Genomic DNA, 18,073 nt, shown 5'->3' with positions numbered 1-18,073 from the left:
ACGGTTAACTATCCCGCCGTTCGTCGTGACCGTGGAGGACGTATGGCAACGACCCCTCGCGGAGAAATTCGGCCGAGCAGGCTCTCGCGAAGGCTGACTACGGGGGACGCCGTCTTCATCGGGCTCGGTTCCATGATCGGGGCCGGCATCTTCACGGCTCTTGCACCTGCGGCGGCCGCGGCCGGGGCCGGGCTGCTTCTCGGCCTCGCGATTGCGGCCGCTGTGGCGTACTGCAACGCCTCCTCCTCCGCACAACTCGCCCGCCTCTACCCGGCGTCCGGCGGCACCTACGTCTACGCACGAGAACGGTTGGGCGAGTTCTGGGCCTGGATTGCGGGTTGGGGTTTTGTGGTCGGGAAACTCGCCAGCTGCTCTGCCGTCGCGCTCACCTTCGGCTACTACCTGGTTCCGGAGTATGCACGGCCCCTTGCCGCAGGGGCGGTGATCGCGTTCACGGTGCTGAACTACCACGGGATCGAGAAGACCGCCCGTGCGACGAAGGTCATCGTGGTGGTGGTTCTGCTCTCTCTTGCCGCAGTTGTCGCCCTCCTCTTCGTCGGCGAGCCGGATATCGGCAACGTAAGCCCGATCCTCGGACAGAACGGCCTGTACGGGGTTCTGCAGTCGGCAGGGATCTGGTTCTTCGCGTTTGCGGGGTATTCGAGGATCGCCACCCTTGCAGAGGAAGTCAGAGACCCGGAGACGGCCATTCCCCGGGCGATCGTGCTCGGTCTTGGCATCACGCTCCTCGTCTACGTTGCCGTCGTCGTCTCGGCGCTCCTCCTCGTCGGGCCTGCCCTGCTCGCAGAGTCCGACGCGCCCCTGGTGACGGCGCTTGCCGGGGCAGGTTTTCAATCGTGGCAGTGGATCATCAGGGTCGGTTCGACCTTCGCGACACTCGGGGTGCTGCTCTCCCTGATGACGGGCATCAGCCGGATGCTCTTTGCCATGGCGGCGGACCATAAGATGCCTTCGTACCTCGCCCGGGTTCACCCGGCGCACAGGGTCCCGCACCTTGCCGAACTGACGGTCGGCGTAATCCTGGTCGCGGTGGTGCTGCTCGCGGACCTCCGCGCGGCGATAGGGTTCAGTTCGTTTACCGTGCTGCTGTACTACGCGGTCACGAACCTCTCTGCATACACGTTATCGGGGCAGGAGAGGTTGTACAGCAGAAATTTTGCGCTACTGGGCCTTCTGGGCTGCCTCGTGCTTGCGTTCACGCTGCCGGCAACAGCCGTCGGTATCGGGAGCGCGGTCATGCTGGCGGGCATACCGATCTTTCTCGCACAGGGGCAGCGCGGTTCGTGACTGGGGAGACCGTCAGCCCCAGATCGGGTCGTCGCCGAACCGGTCCATCCAGTAATCGGCGGGGCTCTGCTCCAGGTCCCGTTCAAGGTCTTCGAGCCGGAACGAGACAGGACGGTTCATGCAGTAGTCGACCAGGAGGTCGTAGGCCTCCTTTAAGCGTATCGTCATCTCGTGGGACTCCGCCGGGTCTTTTCGCGACACGTCGGGATGCCACTCCTTGATCTTCTCGGAGTAGCGCACGCGAATCTCACTCAGGCTGGCCCGGTCACGGATGCCGAGCAGCTCAGCCGCCTCCCTCACGCGTCCGGCGGTTATTGTGGCCATTGAAGATCCGTATACCGTGTCCGCAGGATAAGTGTTGCGAAGTGCCCAAAGCGATCTCTTTTTGGCCGCGGACGATAGATTCACTGGAAACGAGTCTTATGGCAGATAAACCGCCGATCATCTACTTAAACAACGCCGCCACGACCTGGCCGAAACCCCCGGAGGTGCTCGAGGCTGTCAGGCAATCGCTTGCGCTCCCGGTCTTCGGGTCGGGAAGGACCACCGGCAGCCAGGGCGAAGACTACATCACGCTGGCGCGGGAGGCGCTCGCGGGCCTCCTTGCCGCAGCCCCTCCGGAGCATGTGGTCTTTACCCAGAACGCGACCGATTCACTAAACATCCTCATCCAGGGATTTCTCGCCGGAGAGGACGGGTGTCACGTCATCACGACCGAGCTTGACCACAACTCGGTTCTGCGGCCGCTTCACGAGCTCGAGCGGCAGGGACGTATCCGGCTGACCGTCCTCCCCTTCGAGAACGGCGCTGTTCGCCCCGACGCCGTCGAAGCGGCCGTCACGCCCGATACCCGGCTCATGGTCACGGCCCACGGGAGCAACGTGCTCGGCTCCGTGCAGGACGTCGCCCGGATGGGGGAACTCCTGCACGAACACGGCGTCTACTTCATCGTCGACGGAGCACAGACCGCCGGCCACATACCCGTCGATCTTGGGAAACTCCCGGTCGACGCCTACGTCTTCACCGGCCATAAGGGCCTTCTTGGGATTCCCGGTACCGGCGGATTCTACCTGCAAGACCCGGAATCGATCGCTCCTCTCTGTTACGGGGGGACCGGAACGGACTCCTTCTCGCTCTTCCAGCCGCGGGAGATGCCGGAGCGGTTCGAGACCGGAACGCACAACTATCCCGGCCTTGCGGCCCTCGCTGCCGGGGTGAACTACATCGCAGCTATCGGGGTAGAGGCCATCGCAGAGAAAGCGGAGCGTCAGACGGCGTCTCTCATCGGGGCGTTGAAGGAAGAGCCCAACATCACGGTCTATAACGAGTCGCCCGCCCTTCCGATCGTCTCCTTCAACATCCACGGCATGGAGAACGACGACGTGGGGTTCATCCTCGCCCGTGCCTACGGGATCGTCGCCCGCACTGGGCTGCACTGTGCACCCCTCGTGCACCGGGCGATTGACGGGGGGAAAGGCTCCGTGCGGCTCAGCCTCTCCTGGTTTACCACGGACGGTGAGTGCCGGACCGCCGCAAAAGCAGTAAAGGAGATTGCACAAAATGCGAATTCTTCGTTCGGTTCGCCATAAATCCTGTGCCGACGGCTCGTTCATGAAGGAGTTTCTCCTCAGTGAACCGGTGCCGGCGGGGTTCTTTGCCTACCTGGAGAACTTCGGGGAGGTTGAAGCGCTCCCCAACCTCGGCGAGGGGTTCTACAAGTTCGAGAAACCCGACTGGTTCTCCATCAAAGGCCTTGCCGGGGACACCACCGTTGAGGTCAGGTTCAAAAAGGAGGTCATGGATCTGACGGTAGAGTTCCTCTACTTCCTCTTCACCTCTTATCGGGAAGGGCCGGTGGATCTCTCGGTGCTGAAGCAGAGGGAGCAGGCGGTCGGGAAACGGGTGAGAGAACACCTGTACGGACCTGATTGACGGAAGGCGCAATGTCCGGGGACGTATTTGAGCAGTTTGCCGAAGATTATGATCGCTGGTTCGAGGAGCACCGAGCCGAGTACCACGCAGAAATCGCCCGGATCCGGCGCCTCTTCCCTCGCCCGGACTCCCGTGCCCTCGAAGTAGGGGTCGGTTCCGGGAGGTTTGCCGCACCCCTCGGTGTCCCGCTCGGGATAGAGCCCTCATGTGCCCTCGGGCGGATGGCGTGGCGCCGGGGGATCGAGGTGATCCGCGGGCGAGCGGAATCGATCCCGATCAGGGACGGGTCCTGCTCGTCCGCGCTCATGGTGACGGTCATCTGTTTCCTGGACGATCCTGTTTTGGCATTTCGCGAAATCCACCGGATCCTCGTCCCGGGGGGTTCGCTTGTCCTCGCGTTCCTCGAACGCGAAGGAGAGGTTGCCCGGAAATACCTGCACGAGAGAGAAAAACACCGGTTCCTCTCCCGCGCCCGGTTTTACTCATCGGATGAAGTCCGTCAACTCCTCGGACGCACCGGGTTTCGCGTGGTGGAGGTCGACTCAAGGGCCGGGTTCTCGGTTATCGCCGCGAGGAAAGGCCGGTAGAACACTCACCGGCCCCGGGACTACGCTAAAGGTTCTGAAGATGCTTTCCTTCTCTGGATGTTCCGTCTGATGTGAGGAATGGAGCTCGAGCACCGAGAGGTGCGAAGTCCAGTGTCCGTGTGCTGCCAACTCTGCTTTGTGGTGTCGCGTGCGACCGCCTCGTTCCATACCGGGTGTCAGAATAGCGAAGTACTGATCCCGGTGGGGAGTGCAGGCGTTGGAGGATGATGTCGTCGCCGCCCCCATGGATGCAGCGGCTGCAATCTGTCCCTCTCTTCTCTCATGCCTTCTTCAGGGTAAACCGGAACGCTGCGCCTTCCCCGGGGTGGCCCGGCACCCGGTCATCGGCCCAGACCCGTCCTCCGTAGCGCTCCACCAGTATCTGCACGAGGTAGAGGCCGAGACCTTCGCCGACGCCCCGCTTTTGTTGCTGGTAGCGGTGGAAGATTGCCTCCTTCTCCTCATCCGGCACGCCCGTACCGGTATCCTCGACCGAAATTTGCACCTCACCATTCAGCTCCTCAACCCGGACCGCGACCTCGACATCAGGACCGCCGTGCTTGATGGCATTATCGATGAGGTTGTTGAAGACCACCGGAAGAAGGTCGTCTGCCCGGACCTGATGGCAGGTCCCGTTATAGTAGATGGCGGTGGTGGGGAAGTCCTCGATCGCTCCCTGGATTGCTCTATCGAGATCCGTCTCTTTAAGCTCCAACGAAGCCTGATGAATCCGGCGGATAGTGGAGACGGTGCCCAGAATCTCGATGCTCTTGTTGATGCTCCGCTTCAGTTTCCCCACATATCCGGCGGCTTCGCCATCGAGTGTCTCGAGCAGCAGGTCGGTGTAAAGCCTGGAGACGTTCTCGGTGTTGCCGATATCGTGGGTGAGGATGTCAAGGTAGAGGTTCGCCTCCCGATTTGAGGTCTCCAGATCGTGGTGGAGCCGGGTGAGCTCCTCAGTGTGGCGTATGAGCGCTTCTTCCGCACGTTTGCGCTCGGTAATATCCGTGAGGATGGCAATGGCCCCGACGATAGCACCGCCGGCATCGCGGATAGGGGCTGCCGACGTGTCCACCCAGAGCGGTTCCCGGTCCAGGCGGGTAACCATCACCTCTTCTCCCTGCACGGTCTCTCCGCGCAACGCCCGGTAGTAGGGGGTCGCCTCGAGGGAGAGCGGCGCCCCATCCTCCTGCAAGACTCCAAAACCCGCCTGGCGCTCCTCAAAGCGGATTGGATCAAAAGATGTCGGTGTTCTGTCGATCATCTTACGCACCGCCTCGTTCACCCGAACAATAGCCCCGGTGGTATCGTAGATGATGACGCCCGATGCGATCGAGGCAAGAGTCGCATCCAGTTCGGTGGCTCTCAGATGCTCTCTTTCCATGACGGCACGGAGTTTCGCCTCAGCCTGCTTGCGCTCGGCGATATCCCGGAAAACAACCATGATAGAAGGCTGGCCCTGGTAGAGTATGGGGGTCGCCGTGATGTCGACCTGGATCGCCCGGCCGTCGAGGGTCCTGAGTTCCTGTTCGGCTAATGAGGTAGACGTGCCTTCCTGTTCCATCCGGCGGATATGCCCGGCGATACGCTCGCGGTATTCGGGGGAGACGAAGAGATCCAGTGGTTTGCCCACGATATTTTCAGGGCTCTTCGCGCCCGCAATCCGGACACAGGCGGGATTCACGTACACGATGATGCCGTCCTGGTGTACGACCACGGCATCCGGCATGAGCTCGACGAGGGAACGGTACCGCTCCTCGCTCTCCCGGAGGGCATCCTCCATCTGCTTTCTCCCGGTGATGTCCCGCATGATCACCTGGATGACAGGGGTGCCGGCAATGTAGGTCATGACTCCTTTCCCCTCCACCCAGAAAGGGGTTCCATCCAGCCGGAGGATCTGGAGCTGGGTGGTTGGCGAAGACTCGCCCAGGAGATCCATCGCAACATTCTCCCGGATACGGTCGCGGAAGTCGGGATGAATGATCTCAAGGAAGTTCCTGCCGAGGATCTCATCCGGACAGGATGCGCCAAGAAGGTTCACCCCGGTTGGGTTGATGTAGAGGATCTTCTCACTGTCGTGAATGAGGACGATGTCGAGAGCGGTCTCCACCAGGGTTCGGTACTTGGCCTCGCTCTCCCGCAGGGCTGCTTCCGCCTGCTTCTGCTCGGTGATGTCGGTGAAACTCTCGAGAACATGTGTTACCCGGCCGGATGCATCTTTCACCGGCTGAGCAACGATATTCATCCAGCGCCCACGGCGCGAGACGCACTTCTCTACTCTTGTAACCTCGCCCGTTGCAAAGACACGCCGTGCTGCACACACTTCGCACGGTTCGTTCAGGCCTTCGAAATAGCGGTAACACTTCTGGCCGATGGGCTCCTGTTCGGGAAGTATGTCACGGGCCTCCTGGTTGACCCAGACGATCGTCATATCCGGGTCGACAAGGGACTGCCCCGTATCAAGGGCGGAGAGGATGGCACCCACCCTATCCTTCTCCCGGCGCAGCGCCTCTTCGTCTCTCCTGCATTCGGTCTCGGCCAGCCTGAGTTCTTCGTTCTCCCGGCGAAGGGCGTCAATCTCTACCTGGAGTTCACTGATCCGCTCTTCGACGAGCCGTTCGGTCTCTGCAGGGTTCTCCTGTGGAACCTCATCCCGCCCGGCAGGATCAGGCTTCCTCCGTGGAGTTTCTGGGGGCGCTGGCATCTGGTGTAGGGACTCCTATTAAACAGCAGGTACAGTGAGTTTCACATTAGCAGTATTAACGGTAGCGCTCCTGGGCTACGCAGGTTCTCCTGGAGTACGGTGGGAAAATGCCTTTATGTCAACATTTGGACGGGGGTTATGAAACAACGTTAACCGGGAAGCGTCATGCGAGGTGGTGGAGCGAGCCGGGTCGGCGAGTGGCACGAGAACCCGGTTGATTCGGGACACCTGTTCCCCACTGCCGGAACAGGTCCTCACCCTGCCTCTTCCTAAAAGAGCCCGTGTCGCCATCTTGGGGTCGTAGGGGGCTCCGATATCTCTTTTCGGCCCGTCGGCCAGGTTCGTTCCGGCGCCTTCTCGTATACTACTTCCCCGAGACCCTTGCGATCACGCGATCCAGATGCTGCCGGTAGAGTTCCTGCGGGTCGAGTTCCTCAAGCCCATCCGGTGTCCTGACCATCACCCTGTCGATGCCGGCGTTCACCAGCATCTTCGAGCACATCAGGCAGGGCGGGTCGTAGGAAGGCACCCCCGTCAGGCGCTCGAACCCGGCAAGGTACATCGTGCACCCGGCGGCGGCCCGTCCCGCCTGCAGGAGCGCGTTCATCTCCGCGTGCACCGAGCGGCAGAACTCGTAGCGCTCGCCGGAGGGGATGTTGTACTGCTTCCTTATGCAGGTGTTCAACTCATCGCAGTGGGCCTCTCCCCGCGGCGCACCGTTGTGCCCGGTGGAGACGATCTCCCCTGCTGAGTTGACCACGACCGCACCGTAGCACCGCCGGATGCAGGTTGAACGGCGGGCGGTCTCGACCGCGATATTCATGTACCACTCGGTTCGCGAGGCCCGGGGCGGTACGGGCGGTGCGTCGGGATGCCGATCCGTCATACCCGTCCCTCCGATAGTGAGTTGCGCCCGCTCAGGTTTTTGCTCATGATAGATCTTCTGCGGTGCGGGATTAAAATGAGGCGTTTTTATGCCCCCATGCCGGTGCTCGGTGGGGCGTCAGTATACGCCTTCACCCGTCACGAGGACGCCTCGCACCGGATAGGTGCCGTTGCACGGGCCCGTGAACTCGTGGCGTAATCTCTCGTGGTACGAGTTCGACTGCCACCCGAGAATCCACCACTGATTTGTCCCCAGGAAATCGGACGAGATGGTGAGGACGTTCTCGTCCTCAGCGTCAAACGAGAGGATGAACGGCACCTCGACGACGTAGCCGGACGACCCGGGGCTCACGTAATAGGCGTCGATGGGTCCTCCTGAGGCGTTCAGGGTACTGACGACCCGGTAGGGCATGACGAGGGGCTCGTTTCCAATCGGCCTCCTGGTCTCGATCTCGTGGTTCGGATCGGCACCAATCATATTATACAGTTCCATCTCGACGAGAACTGGTGTCTCCTCCGAATAGCGGTCGGAGTAGATTTGGGTCGGCTTCGGGAGTTCCGACTCGTTCTGCCCCGGCATGATCGGAATCGGCGTGATGCGGTTTTTGTAGATGGGACCGATCCGGTCGGCCGAGATGTTGAGCATAGGAACCCCGTCGAAGTCCTCGATCTTCACCGATATCCCGCTCCTGTCGAAGTTGCGGAGACTCGCCCGGGAGAGATTGATCGGGGTGACGTTCGTTCCGGTCTCCGGATCGTAACGGGATGGAAGAGGGATCAGGAGAACCGCGTCCTCGATCGGCCCCGACGTCGAGATCTTCAGTTCGTAGTGGTACTGCGACCTGAAACTCTCGGACGCGGACTGGCCGAGATTTGCCGCGATCAGCGCGACAATTACGAAGAGAACTGCCATGAGGATGCCCGCCGCGATGAGCAGGTTCCTGAGCGTCTTTGCGTGGGTCCCCATCAGTAAAACCTTCAGGGAACTGGCGGTATTATAGTTGCCGGTTTTCAGGCGTCCGTCTCTCCATCCCGACCGCTTGCCCCTTCCCACGCCCGGGCAGACGAGGCGGGGCTACAATCTTTTATAGTTGTGCGGCTCCCGGGAACCCATAGCATTGGAGGTTCCTATGCCGTATCTCACCGTCGGGAAGGAAAATTTGGGCATCATCGACCTCTACTACGAGGATCACGGTGCGGGTAAGCCGGTCGTCCTGATCCACGGCTGGCCGCTTTCCGGACAGTCCTGGGAGAAGCAGGTGCCGGCGCTGCTTGATGCAGGCTACCGCGTCGTCGCCTACGACCGGAGGGGGTTTGGGAACTCCGCGAAACCGACCTTCGGCTATGATTACGACACCCTGGCCGAGGACCTGCACAAACTCATGGCGGAACTCGACCTCGCCGAGGCCACGCTCGTCGGATTCTCGATGGGTGGCGGCGAGGTCGCCCGATACCTCGGCACCTACGGGAGCGATCGCGTGGAGCGGGCGGTCTTCATATCCGCGATCCCGCCGTTCCTGCTCAAAACGTCTGATAATCCCGAAGGAGTGGACGGCAGCGTCTTCGACGGGATCATGGAGAACATCGCCGCCGACCGTCCGGCGTTCCTCTCCGCGTTCCTCTCGGAGTTCTACAACGTCGACGTCCTCGGGGGAGAACTCATCAGCGACGAGGCCGTCCGCTTCAGCTGGAACGTCGCGGCCGCCGCCTCTCCTGTGGGCACGCTCGACTGTGTCCCCGCGTGGCTGACCGACTTCCGGGACGATCTTACCAGTATTGACGTCCCTGTCCTCGTCATCCATGGCAACGCAGACCGGATCGTACCCTTTGCCGCTTCGGGAAAGCGCACCGCAGAGATGGTCAAAGACGGCCGCCTCGTGGTGGTTGAAGGCGGGCCGCACGGGATTATCTGGACCCACGCCGGGCAGGTCAACCGCGAACTGCTGGACTTCCTCGGGCAGGAGGTTCTGGAGGCCCAGCCGTTTGCCGCAAATCCTACGTAGAGGGGCGAGGGTTCCCCTCACTCCACCGGGATGAGGCCGGGATTCGTCCCGGTGATGCACCGGCCGCCCCCGCGGCCGACCACGAAGGTGTTCTCGATCCCGACCATTCCGACGCCTGCAATCCCCTTCTTGGGCTCGAGGGCGATCACCATCCCCTCTTCGAGCGGCTCGTCAAAGCCCCGGGCGATCACCGGCATCTCGTCCACGGCGAGGCCGACGCCGTGGCCCAGGAACTGCACCCGCCGCTCACCGAACCCCATGAAGTTCTCGAGGAACCCGGGTTCCAGGCCGTCGAGTATCGTCGTGTAGACCTCCGAGGGCGCAGTCCCCGGCCGCAGCATGGACGCCGTCTCGTCCTGGACCTCCACGCACCGGTGATGCGCCTCGATCGCCTCCTCGGGGAGTGGTTTCCCGAACATGTACGTCATCGTCTTGTCGGTGTGGTAGCCCTGCACCCCGCATGCGCAGTCGACGAAGACCAGATCCCCTGCCTTAAGTTTCCGGTCGTGGCTGCCGAGCACCGGCGCGCCGGGAGCTGCTCCGAGGCACCCGCCCGGTCCGTCGAAACCGGTCGGGTAGATGGAACTCTCCCCGAACCCGAGCTGCCCGAGGATCATCTCCGTCCCGAACATCCCGAACCGGGCAATCCCATGATGTCCTTCCCGGACCAGGCATGAGAAGACCTCACCCCCGAGCTTCGCCTCGCTCATCCCCTCTCTGAGCATCGCGGGGACGCAGTCTTCGAGCACGTGGCGATGAATCCTCCCGGCCTGCTCCAGGATCGTGAGCTCGTAAGCGCTTTTGACCGACCTGACCTTCGCCGCCTGTGCATCGAGCGATCTTATCTCGCGGATCGGGAAGTGCTTCCGGAAGCGTTCGAGCAGCGCGAGGGGCACCGTCTCCATCTCCACGTGAACCGTCTCCGGGCATGCGTCCATCCCGGCAGCCGCGTCGCGGAAACTCTTCATCGGCCGGATTTCGGGGAAGTGCGACTCGTCGAGCGCCCTCTCAATGCTCCGGCGCACCCAGAGCACGCCCTCGCCGTCGCGGGGGATGAGGAGGACCCCGTCCTGCATCGTCCCGGTGAAGTAGAACTGGTTTGTCCGCCCGAAGATCGCGGCGAACTCCCACGAGGGGTTCTTGGCATCCATACGGAGCCGGAACCGTTCCATACGGTCCCGGAGTTCTGAGGCGGGGGTCTTATGCTCCATACGCATGAGTGGGCGACGATCGTATTTAGCTCTGGCGGGGCAACCTCGCGTATAACTCCGGGTTCGGCACGGGCGGTTTCCCGCGATGAACGGGGGCAATTCCGACCGCATGGGTTATAGAGCCGCACGACGCATCACTGTCATGAAAACACCTTTTGTCTTTACGATGCACGAGGGCCTGCCCCGCCAGGGGCCGGGGAGCAACGAGTGTACGAGGAAGGCCTTCTCGGTGCTTGCCGACCTCCCCGCCCGGCCAGAGTTCCTGGATGTCGGGTGTGGGACTGGGATGCAGACGGTTGAATTGGCCCGGACCTGCCCTGACTGCCGCATCACCGCCACTGATGTCCACCAGCCGTTCCTCGACGAGCTCAGCCGACGGGCGGCGTCGGCCGGGGTGGGCGACCGGATCACCACCGTCCGCGCCTCGATGGACGACCTGCCTTTTTATGACGCATCGTTCGACGTCCTCTGGGCGGAGGGCTCGATCTTCGTCATAGGGTTCCAGGAGGGGCTTGTCTCGTGGAGGCGGCTGCTACGGCCGGGCGGCTACCTCTGCCTCACCGAATCCGTCTGGTTCACCGAACACCCCTCGCCGGAGGCGGCGGCGTTCTGGAACGACTGCTACCCGGCGATAACGACGGTCGCGGCGAACCGCGCAATCGCCGAGAGCGCCGGCTACGAGATCGTCGCGACCTTTCCGCTGCCTGCGTCCGCATGGTGGGAGAATTACTATGTGCCGGTCCTCAAGCGGGTAGAGGACCTGCGGCCGAAAGTCGCCGGAAATCCCGAGGCAGAGGCGCAGATTGAGTTCGCCGACCGGGAGATCGCCGTCTACCGGGAGCATGCCGACGAGTACGGCTACGAGTTCTTCATTCTGCAAAAGAAGGGGTGAGCGTCACCTCCCCTTCATCTTCCCGATATCCCTTGCGAGTTTTCCGATCCCTTTCCAGCGCTTCTTCTCGAGCCTTACAAGTCCGATCTCCGCTTTCTCCTCTTCGAACGCGAGTTCGCGCATGAGCCTCCGGAAACTCTCCAGCCGTGCTGCAGAGAGGGTCCCGTCCGCGACGGCCGCCTGCACCGCACCTCTGAACTGGACGGGGTCTTCTGCTACACGTTTTCAAGGCGACGGGAAAGAAGTAGCCACCGGCGGTATTGAGATGGTTTGCAGCCTTCGTAGCGTGCCCGGATTGCCGTTAACAGCGTTAACGAGATCCGGGAACGGTAACGGGCGCCTACTTTGTCGCCATCGCGCGCAGGATCGCCATGATCCCGGGTTTTGTCCCCCTCGCAAACGGCGAGCCGAACTCTTCCATCTCCATGTCACCGGAGCCGAACATCTCTTCGTTCAACCGGTCGGTGATCTCGTCGAATATCCGCTTATACGCGATACAGTGGGGATCGACGCCCCGGATCTCGCCGTCTGTCGGCGTTATCGCGTTGTAGGGGCACCCGCCCCGGCAGTACTTGATGTGGGGACACCCTGCGCATTCGCGGTCGACGTATTCCTTGAATGCGTGCATGAGTTTCCAGGCGTCTGATTGGGCGAGGTCTTCGGCTGTGGGATGGTCGTAGACGTTCCCCATCGCGTACTCCGGCATCCCGACGAAGCGGTAGCAGGGGTATATGCTCCCGTCAGGCCCGAAGGCAAGGGTGCTTCCCATGCAGTCCACGAACGTGCAGACGGTGCCGTGCCGGGTAAAGACGCACTTGCAGAGGTCGTTGATGTTCATGACCTCGATTTTGCCCTGGTTTTCCAGGTATTTATTGAGGAGGTAGACCAGCAGGTCCCCGTAGACCTCCGGCTCGAGCGCCCACTCTTTCGGGTCCTCGCTTCGGAGCGACGGCAACGCCGGGTGCAGTTTGAGGGGAAAGCCGTTCTCAAGGAAGAAGTTGAAGATCTCCTCCTTACGCTCGACCGACCGGCAGGTGAACGTGCAGATGAACCGAACCTCGAGTCCGTTTGCTTTTGCAATCTCGTAGCCCCGCATGGTCTTTTTGAAGTAGCCCTTCCCTCTCTGCGTGTCGTTGATCTCCTCGGGGCCGTCAATGCTGGAGCCGATGGGAATATTGTATTCTGCGAATATCTGAGCCATCTCCGGGGTGAGCAGCCAGAGGTTGCTCTGCAGGGCGAACGTCGGTTCGAGATGGGCGAGGCCTTCGGAGAGGGTGGGGAGGGCCTGCCGGTAAAAGTCCGCGCCTGCAAGGAGGGGCTCTCCCCCGTGGAAGGTTATGGTGACCTGGTTGGACTGGTAGTCCTTGAGCCATTCCGCGATCTCCCGGACGGTCTCGATACTCATCACGGGAGACCCTTCATCAGAACTCCAGCAGTAATGGCATTTTGAGGGGCAACCGAGCGTGGGGATGATCATGACGTGAAAAGGGCTCTTCATTGTACCGAGATTCTCCTTGAAGACTTTAATACCTATTTATATGGGCGCCGGAACCCCGGATCTGGGCAGATCTCCTGTCCGATTCCGCCCGAGTTTTCCCGGAAACATTTTTTACTTCCTCTCCGTATTGATGGATGAGGAAGGAAAATGGACTTTTCCGACTGCGTGAAATTCGCAAACGAAAACCCCGTGACCTATATCGCGACAATGGACGGCGACCAGCCCCGGGTCCGGGCGTTTGCCATGTGGTTTGCCGATGCGACCGGGTTCTACTACCACACCGGAACACCGAAGAGCGTCTGGCAGCAGCTTACGAAGAACCCGAAGGTCGAGCTCTGCTTCTACAATCCCGAGGGTAAAGGAATGATGATGCGGATTGCGGGAGCGGTCGAGTTCCTCGATGACCCGGCCCTGAAAGAGCGGCTCGTCAAAGAGCGGCCGTGGCTCCTTCAGATTGGGATGTCGGGCGCGGACGACCCAAAACTCGCCGTCTTCCGCGTGGCGCACGGTGAGGCGTACTTCTGGACGATGGAGAACAACATGCGGGAAGCCGAGGCGCCCCGGATCAGGTTCTGAGCCACCCTGCGCTTTCGCATGAAGTGAAGTACAGGGGTATCGATAGAACCTCACGCGAGGCTTACCAATCTTTCTTCATCGCCTCCGCCTTCAACTCCTTCGGCATCAACTCGATGGCGTACCGGAGCGCCGTCCGGGGCATCTCCCGCTTCTTCGCCATGACGTAGGAGAAGACCTCGTCCGTGTGCTTCCGGCTCGCCTCCTTGAGGAGCCATCCGTAGCCTTTCTGCACCAGGTCGTCCTCATCGGTCAGGAGGAGGTCGGCGATTGCAAGGCCCTCGTCGAGGAACTCCCCGCGTTTTGCGGGCACGATCAGCGAGACCGCCGCCGCCCGGCGCATCCAGCGGTTCTCAGACTGCGTCCAGCGTTTCAGTTCCTCGATATGTTCCGGATACCGGACGATGAAGTCCCCGACGGCATGGGTGCAGAGGCCGTCGCAGGTGGCCCAGTTGGTAATATAGGTCTCAATCCAGTGCCGGAAGACGACGATGTCGTCCGGCTCGTAGCGATCGGCGAGCCGCTGGGCCCAGGTGGATACCACGAACGCCTCCTCCATCATCCCCGATCTATAGAGTTCCTCGCAGAGGGCGAAGATCTGCTCTTTTTTGCGGGTTTTGACCTTCTTCCAGTACTTCTTTGCGATCGCGGTCGCGGTTGCCGTCTTCATCCCGTAGCACCGGACCTCCTCCTTGAAGAACCGCTGACCGCTCGCCCGGAGTTCGGGGTCCGCCTGCGCCGCAAACTCCTGCCGTATCGCTTCGACGACCGGGTCCATGTGCAGGTGTACGGAGGGGGAAGTGATAAAGAATGCGCCATTCATATCCACGTTCCGCCCTATCCGGGCACGGGGAATGCCTGGTGACGGCGTGCAGAGCAAGAAATGCGGGGATCTATCGGAAGGTCACGACTGTTGACCGTTCAGACGGTACACGCCCGCCGGCACCAGGAGTTCGAACCGTGCTCCCTCTCCCGGCACCCCGGTCTCCCTGATGGAGAGCCCGGTGATGGCGAGGACTTCTTTTGCGAGGAACAACCCAAATCCGGTGTGGTTGAAATATCTTCGCTCGAAGATGTGTTGCTTCTCACTCTCGGGAACACCGGTTCCGTCGTCTTCACAGACGATCCGCAGGCAGCCGTCTGAATTTTCGGCGGAAAACTTGACTTTCGTGATGCTTCCGCCGTGTCTCAGGGCATTCTCCACCGTGTTGTAGAAGACCTTCTCAAGGAGCGGATCTGCAAAGACCTCGACGTCCCGGATATCGACCGAGAGCGTCACCAGGCCAGGGGTGAGGTCTTTTGTCGCCTGCAGGATCGTTGATCTGACATCCTGCCATCTGGGCAGTCGGACGCCGATCTCCTGGTACTCCCTGGTGAACTCGATCTGGCGACGGGCTATCTCTCCGGCCTTGCTCATCTTCTCGAGGTAATCGCGGAGGAGGGGATCGGTTACCTGTTCTTCAGCAAGACGGAGGTAGCCGAGAACCACGGTGAGCTGGTTGAGGACGTCGTGCCGGGTGATGCTCGAGAGGAGGTTCAACTTTTTGTTTGCCAGTCTGACCGCTTCCTCCGTCTTCTTGCGCCCGGTGATGTCGCGTGCGATGCCCACCGTTCCGATAACCTCCCCGGATCTGTCCAGGATTGGCGACCGTATCGTTTCAAAGATAGATCCGCTCTGCCCCACGTTGATGAAACTCTCTTCGGCGACTGCCTGTTCTTTGCTCGCCATCACCTTCCGGTTCTCTTCTTCGAATATCTCTGCCGCGCGCCTTCCGAAACAGAGATCACAGGTATTGCCTATCAGGTTCTCCGGGTTAACTTCTACAACCTCGCTGAACTTTCTGTTCACCGCGATGAACCGTGAGTCGGTATCCGTCAGCCAGGCGAGGTCAGGGATGTTGTCTATGATGGTCTGCAGTTCGGCATTCTTCTTCTGCAGCGCTTCCTCCATCCGCTTGCGTTCGGTGATATCCTGGTTCGCCCCGTAGACTCTCACGGGTTTCCCGTTGGCATCCTTCACGCACTTGATCCTGGCGATGATGTGGCGAATCGTGCCGTCCTTGCGTATTATCCGGTGCTCCACCTGCTGGACTTCCGGAACGGTTCCTTCTGTCGTTCTGGCCATCACCTCGGCAATGACCTGGAGGTCGTCGGGATGCACGAACTCCCGTGCATACCTCTCCATGGGCATCACGTTCCCGCCCTCCCTGGCCGCGGTCGTGCCGTACAGGGAATAGAACTGGTCATTGAACGTGAACGTCTGGGATTCGACGTCTTCCTCCCACTCCACCAGCTGGGCAATATCCATCGCGTTCGTCAACTGGGCCTCGGTCTGACGGATAATCTCTTCTGTCTTCTTTTGTTCCGTGATATCGAACAGGAAGGCAATGCTCTCCCTCGTGCCGGGAACCATGTCGATGTTCGCGAAGATATCATGGATCTCGCCGGTACGCGAGAGGAACCTGAACTCATACTGGGTCTGCGCGCTTTCTTCCCTCTCGCGCCGGAGCAGGTGCTGCTCTCTCATCCTCGCGAGGTCTTCGGAGACGACGAACTCTGTCCAGCGCTTCTTTCCCTCGATCTCGGACTTCGGGTACCCGGCAAGTTGCTCGAACTGCGTGTTTGCAAGGTTGATGGTGCAATCGGCTTTTAGGGCGACGACTGCAGTGCTGGTGTTCTCGAAGACCGTTCGGTATCTCTGGATATGGTCGTAGCCTGCCGTAAGACTGGCTATGCCGCTCTCCATCCCGGCGAGTGCCGCGACAACTTCCTTCTGCTCTTCTGCAGGGAGCCGTTCCAGCAGGGGACGGAGAGTTCTTCGGAGGAGTTCCAGTTGTTCCATATCGGATCCTGTGCGGTATCGATTGGGCGACACAGGGGTTTTTGCTGGAGAACCTACAGGAGCCCATCCTCTGGTTCCGGCCCTCCTGTACATGAAACGCGCCGTCCAACGGCTGTGCTGGAACCCGTTACGGGCTTTTTTGACCTTCGATGCTGTTTATACCCGGTGTCCCGTAGCGCCGGAGTCAGGCCTGCTGTTCCGCCGGCAGCGGGCCAGACACACGGCTTCCTATAGCCAATTGAGGTGAATAATCATATATATTTATTTTGCTTTTCCTGGGTACTGTTGTCCAGCCCTTTAAAGTAAACGTGTGCCGCTAAATTGCAGTTCAGGTTCAAATCAGGCATATTCCTGGTTTCCCGCGATGAAGGTGCAACCACAGCCGGGAGCAAAACATCCATAATAAAAAGACCCCCTCCGGCGATCGGAGGGTTCATCGCTCGATTCTGCCGCTTTTGCACTTCTGGAGCAGCACGTCTCGCCACGCACCGTCCTTCATCCGGCCTATGCGCTCGCGGCGTCCGACAACGCGAAAGCCGTGCCTTTTGTGGAGAGTGAGGCTCGCTTCGTTCTCCGTGAAGATGCCTGCCTGCAGCGTCCAGGATCCTCCCTGCTCCGGTACGGCGATGAGCTCGGAGAGGTGCGCGCTCCCGACCCGCAGCCCCATGGCCCATGTTCAGTGCCTGGATACTCGCGGGATGCGCAATAAGCAGTGCAACGGAAGGCCCTTCGCCAGCACCCGGTCGCAAGCCCGGAGGCACTACCGTGCCTGGTGCCCTCTCCTCCCACGCCCAAGATACCGCTCGATATGCGTCTTCTTGATCCCCGCACCGAGCAGGCGCTCGAAGACCTCTTTCCGCCCGCTGGCAGCGCTCTCCCGCTTTGCCCTCCGCAGCGCCTCGACTTCGTCGGGATACGGGATCTCCCCCCGCCCCTCCGTCAGGTCCTTGAGGAGGGCCGGATCACAGCCGGGCGCGGCGAACCTCTCCCCGGGGCGCAGATCGATCCGGCACGTCCCGGCGACGTACTCGATTCGCCGCCACCCCTCCTCCCGGTCGATCACGGCGTAGGAAGCCGGGGAGCAGTCGAGTGCGACGTAGGCCTTCCCGGCGACCACGGCCGCCATCATCCCGTAGTGGCCGGTGACGATGCACGCCGCGGGGAGGTCGAAGAGCCATACCCGGTTCGCGAGAGGCGCGTGAGCCACCACGATATCGACCGGCCCTTCGGCCGAGCGGGCCATCCTCCTCTCCTTCCCGGTGGGGACGCCGAGGAAGCGTATGCCGCAAACGTTCTGCACCTCCCCCGTTATTTCGTGGATGTAAGGATTCGCTTCCGCCGCCTCCCGGACGCGGCCGTAGGTGCCCATCGTGTCGTCGTTGTTCCCCTCCACGACGACGCAGTGCCGGCCCGCCGCTGCGATCTCGCGGAGGAGGCCGATGAAGAGTTCCGTCTCGTCGAGTTTTGAGCGCGAGCACCGGTCGTAGGCACCGTCGCCGGCAAAGACGACGATTTCCGGGTCCGTCTCCTCGACCGCCCGGAGGAATGAGCCGATCTCGACCCGGCCGCCGGACGGCCCCTTCTCCCCTGTCCCCCATGCGAGATCGCTGAATGCGAGTATCCTCGTCCGCGGCATGA

At 61.2% G+C, this 18,073-nt stretch carries 18 protein-coding genes; 7 read left to right on the top strand and 11 right to left on the bottom strand.

All coding sequences use genetic code 11. The features are described from left to right. Window positions 1–42: 42 nt before the first annotated feature. Entirely contained in the window at window positions 43–1,308 is a 1,266-nt protein-coding gene (locus FGW20_RS08145; RefSeq protein ID WP_301677587.1) for an APC family permease, read from the top strand. Window positions 1,309–1,320: 12 nt separating this feature from the next. Here FGW20_RS08145 and FGW20_RS08140 read toward each other — a convergent pair whose 3' ends face one another. Further along, complete coding sequence (locus tag FGW20_RS08140) at window positions 1,321–1,632, bottom strand: J domain-containing protein (RefSeq protein ID WP_301677586.1); 312 nt, start codon at window positions 1,630–1,632, stop codon at window positions 1,321–1,323. Window positions 1,633–1,730: 98 nt separating this feature from the next. On the opposite strand from FGW20_RS08140, the gene FGW20_RS08135 reads away from it, so the two are divergent. From FGW20_RS08135 to FGW20_RS08125, 3 genes are read left to right on the top strand one after another with little or no spacing between them, the layout of a single operon-like run. Continuing rightward, the gene (locus FGW20_RS08135) at window positions 1,731–2,897 is read left to right on the top strand and encodes an aminotransferase class V-fold PLP-dependent enzyme (protein ID WP_301677585.1); all 1,167 of its coding nucleotides are present in this window, start codon (window positions 1,731–1,733) and stop codon (window positions 2,895–2,897) included. After that, window positions 2,869–3,240 (top strand): hypothetical protein, encoded by a 372-nt coding sequence (locus FGW20_RS08130; protein ID WP_301677584.1) that lies wholly within the window; start codon window positions 2,869–2,871, stop codon window positions 3,238–3,240. The genes FGW20_RS08135 and FGW20_RS08130 overlap by 29 nt, the downstream gene beginning before the upstream one ends. An 11-nt stretch (window positions 3,241–3,251) precedes the next feature. Further along, window positions 3,252–3,827: a class I SAM-dependent methyltransferase gene (locus FGW20_RS08125; protein WP_301677583.1), complete on the top strand. Its 576-nt coding sequence runs from the start codon at window positions 3,252–3,254 to the stop codon at window positions 3,825–3,827. Between the two features lie 280 nt (window positions 3,828–4,107). Here the strand turns inward: FGW20_RS08125 and FGW20_RS08120 are convergent, their stop codons facing one another. From FGW20_RS08120 to FGW20_RS08110, 3 genes are all read right to left on the bottom strand, one after another. Next, window positions 4,108–6,531, bottom strand: a complete 2,424-nt coding sequence (locus FGW20_RS08120; protein WP_301677582.1) for a PAS domain S-box protein — start codon at window positions 6,529–6,531, stop codon at window positions 4,108–4,110. Between the two features lie 364 nt (window positions 6,532–6,895). Next, window positions 6,896–7,417, bottom strand: coding sequence for a deoxycytidylate deaminase (locus FGW20_RS08115; RefSeq protein WP_301677581.1), 522 nt, complete (start codon window positions 7,415–7,417; stop codon window positions 6,896–6,898). A gap of 117 nt (window positions 7,418–7,534) precedes the next feature. Continuing rightward, window positions 7,535–8,383 carry a hypothetical protein gene (locus FGW20_RS08110; RefSeq protein WP_301677580.1) on the bottom strand — a complete coding sequence of 283 codons (849 nt, stop codon included), beginning with the start codon at window positions 8,381–8,383 and terminating at the stop codon, window positions 7,535–7,537. A gap of 163 nt (window positions 8,384–8,546) precedes the next feature. On the opposite strand from FGW20_RS08110, the gene FGW20_RS08105 reads away from it, so the two are divergent. Beyond that, entirely contained in the window at window positions 8,547–9,419 is an 873-nt protein-coding gene (locus FGW20_RS08105) for an alpha/beta fold hydrolase (protein ID WP_301677579.1), read from the top strand. A 17-nt stretch (window positions 9,420–9,436) separates the two neighbouring features. Here the strand turns inward: FGW20_RS08105 and FGW20_RS08100 are convergent, their stop codons facing one another. Further along, window positions 9,437–10,630, bottom strand: coding sequence for a M24 family metallopeptidase (locus FGW20_RS08100; RefSeq protein WP_301677578.1), 1,194 nt, complete (start codon window positions 10,628–10,630; stop codon window positions 9,437–9,439). Between the two features lie 142 nt (window positions 10,631–10,772). Between FGW20_RS08100 and FGW20_RS08095 the strand changes: the two genes are divergently transcribed. After that, window positions 10,773–11,522, top strand: a complete 750-nt coding sequence (locus FGW20_RS08095; RefSeq protein WP_301677577.1) for a class I SAM-dependent methyltransferase — start codon at window positions 10,773–10,775, stop codon at window positions 11,520–11,522. A 3-nt stretch (window positions 11,523–11,525) separates the two neighbouring features. On the opposite strand, the gene FGW20_RS08090 is transcribed toward FGW20_RS08095, so the two are convergent. Beyond that, window positions 11,526–11,708 (bottom strand): hypothetical protein, encoded by a 183-nt coding sequence (locus tag FGW20_RS08090; RefSeq protein ID WP_301677576.1) that lies wholly within the window; start codon window positions 11,706–11,708, stop codon window positions 11,526–11,528. Window positions 11,709–11,862: 154 nt separating this feature from the next. Further along, complete coding sequence (locus FGW20_RS08085) at window positions 11,863–13,020, bottom strand: TIGR04083 family peptide-modifying radical SAM enzyme (RefSeq protein WP_301677575.1); 1,158 nt, start codon at window positions 13,018–13,020, stop codon at window positions 11,863–11,865. A gap of 147 nt (window positions 13,021–13,167) precedes the next feature. Here FGW20_RS08085 and FGW20_RS08080 point away from each other — a divergent pair, with 147 nt between their 5' ends. After that, the gene (locus FGW20_RS08080) at window positions 13,168–13,596 is read left to right on the top strand and encodes a pyridoxamine 5'-phosphate oxidase family protein (protein WP_301677574.1); all 429 of its coding nucleotides are present in this window, start codon (window positions 13,168–13,170) and stop codon (window positions 13,594–13,596) included. A gap of 61 nt (window positions 13,597–13,657) precedes the next feature. Here the strand turns inward: FGW20_RS08080 and FGW20_RS08075 are convergent, their stop codons facing one another. From FGW20_RS08075 to FGW20_RS08060, 4 genes are all read right to left on the bottom strand, one after another. Then, window positions 13,658–14,371, bottom strand: a complete 714-nt coding sequence (locus tag FGW20_RS08075; RefSeq protein ID WP_301677573.1) for a DNA alkylation repair protein — start codon at window positions 14,369–14,371, stop codon at window positions 13,658–13,660. Window positions 14,372–14,497: 126 nt separating this feature from the next. After that, entirely contained in the window at window positions 14,498–16,435 is a 1,938-nt protein-coding gene (locus FGW20_RS08070; protein WP_301677572.1) for a sensor histidine kinase, read from the bottom strand. A gap of 433 nt (window positions 16,436–16,868) precedes the next feature. Beyond that, window positions 16,869–17,102 carry a GNAT family N-acetyltransferase gene (locus FGW20_RS08065; protein ID WP_301677571.1) on the bottom strand — a complete coding sequence of 78 codons (234 nt, stop codon included), beginning with the start codon at window positions 17,100–17,102 and terminating at the stop codon, window positions 16,869–16,871. Window positions 17,103–17,195: 93 nt separating this feature from the next. After that, the gene (locus FGW20_RS08060) at window positions 17,196–18,071 is read right to left on the bottom strand and encodes a metallophosphoesterase family protein (protein WP_301677570.1); all 876 of its coding nucleotides are present in this window, start codon (window positions 18,069–18,071) and stop codon (window positions 17,196–17,198) included. Window positions 18,072–18,073: the final 2 nt, after the last annotated feature.

This window comes from Methanoculleus methanifontis (genome assembly GCF_030464365.1).
In the GTDB taxonomy this organism is placed as follows: Archaea; Halobacteriota; Methanomicrobia; order Methanomicrobiales; family Methanoculleaceae; genus Methanoculleus; species Methanoculleus methanifontis.
The sequence above is the reverse complement of the archived record's forward strand: the minus strand, read 5'-3'. Positions and strand labels throughout refer to the sequence as shown.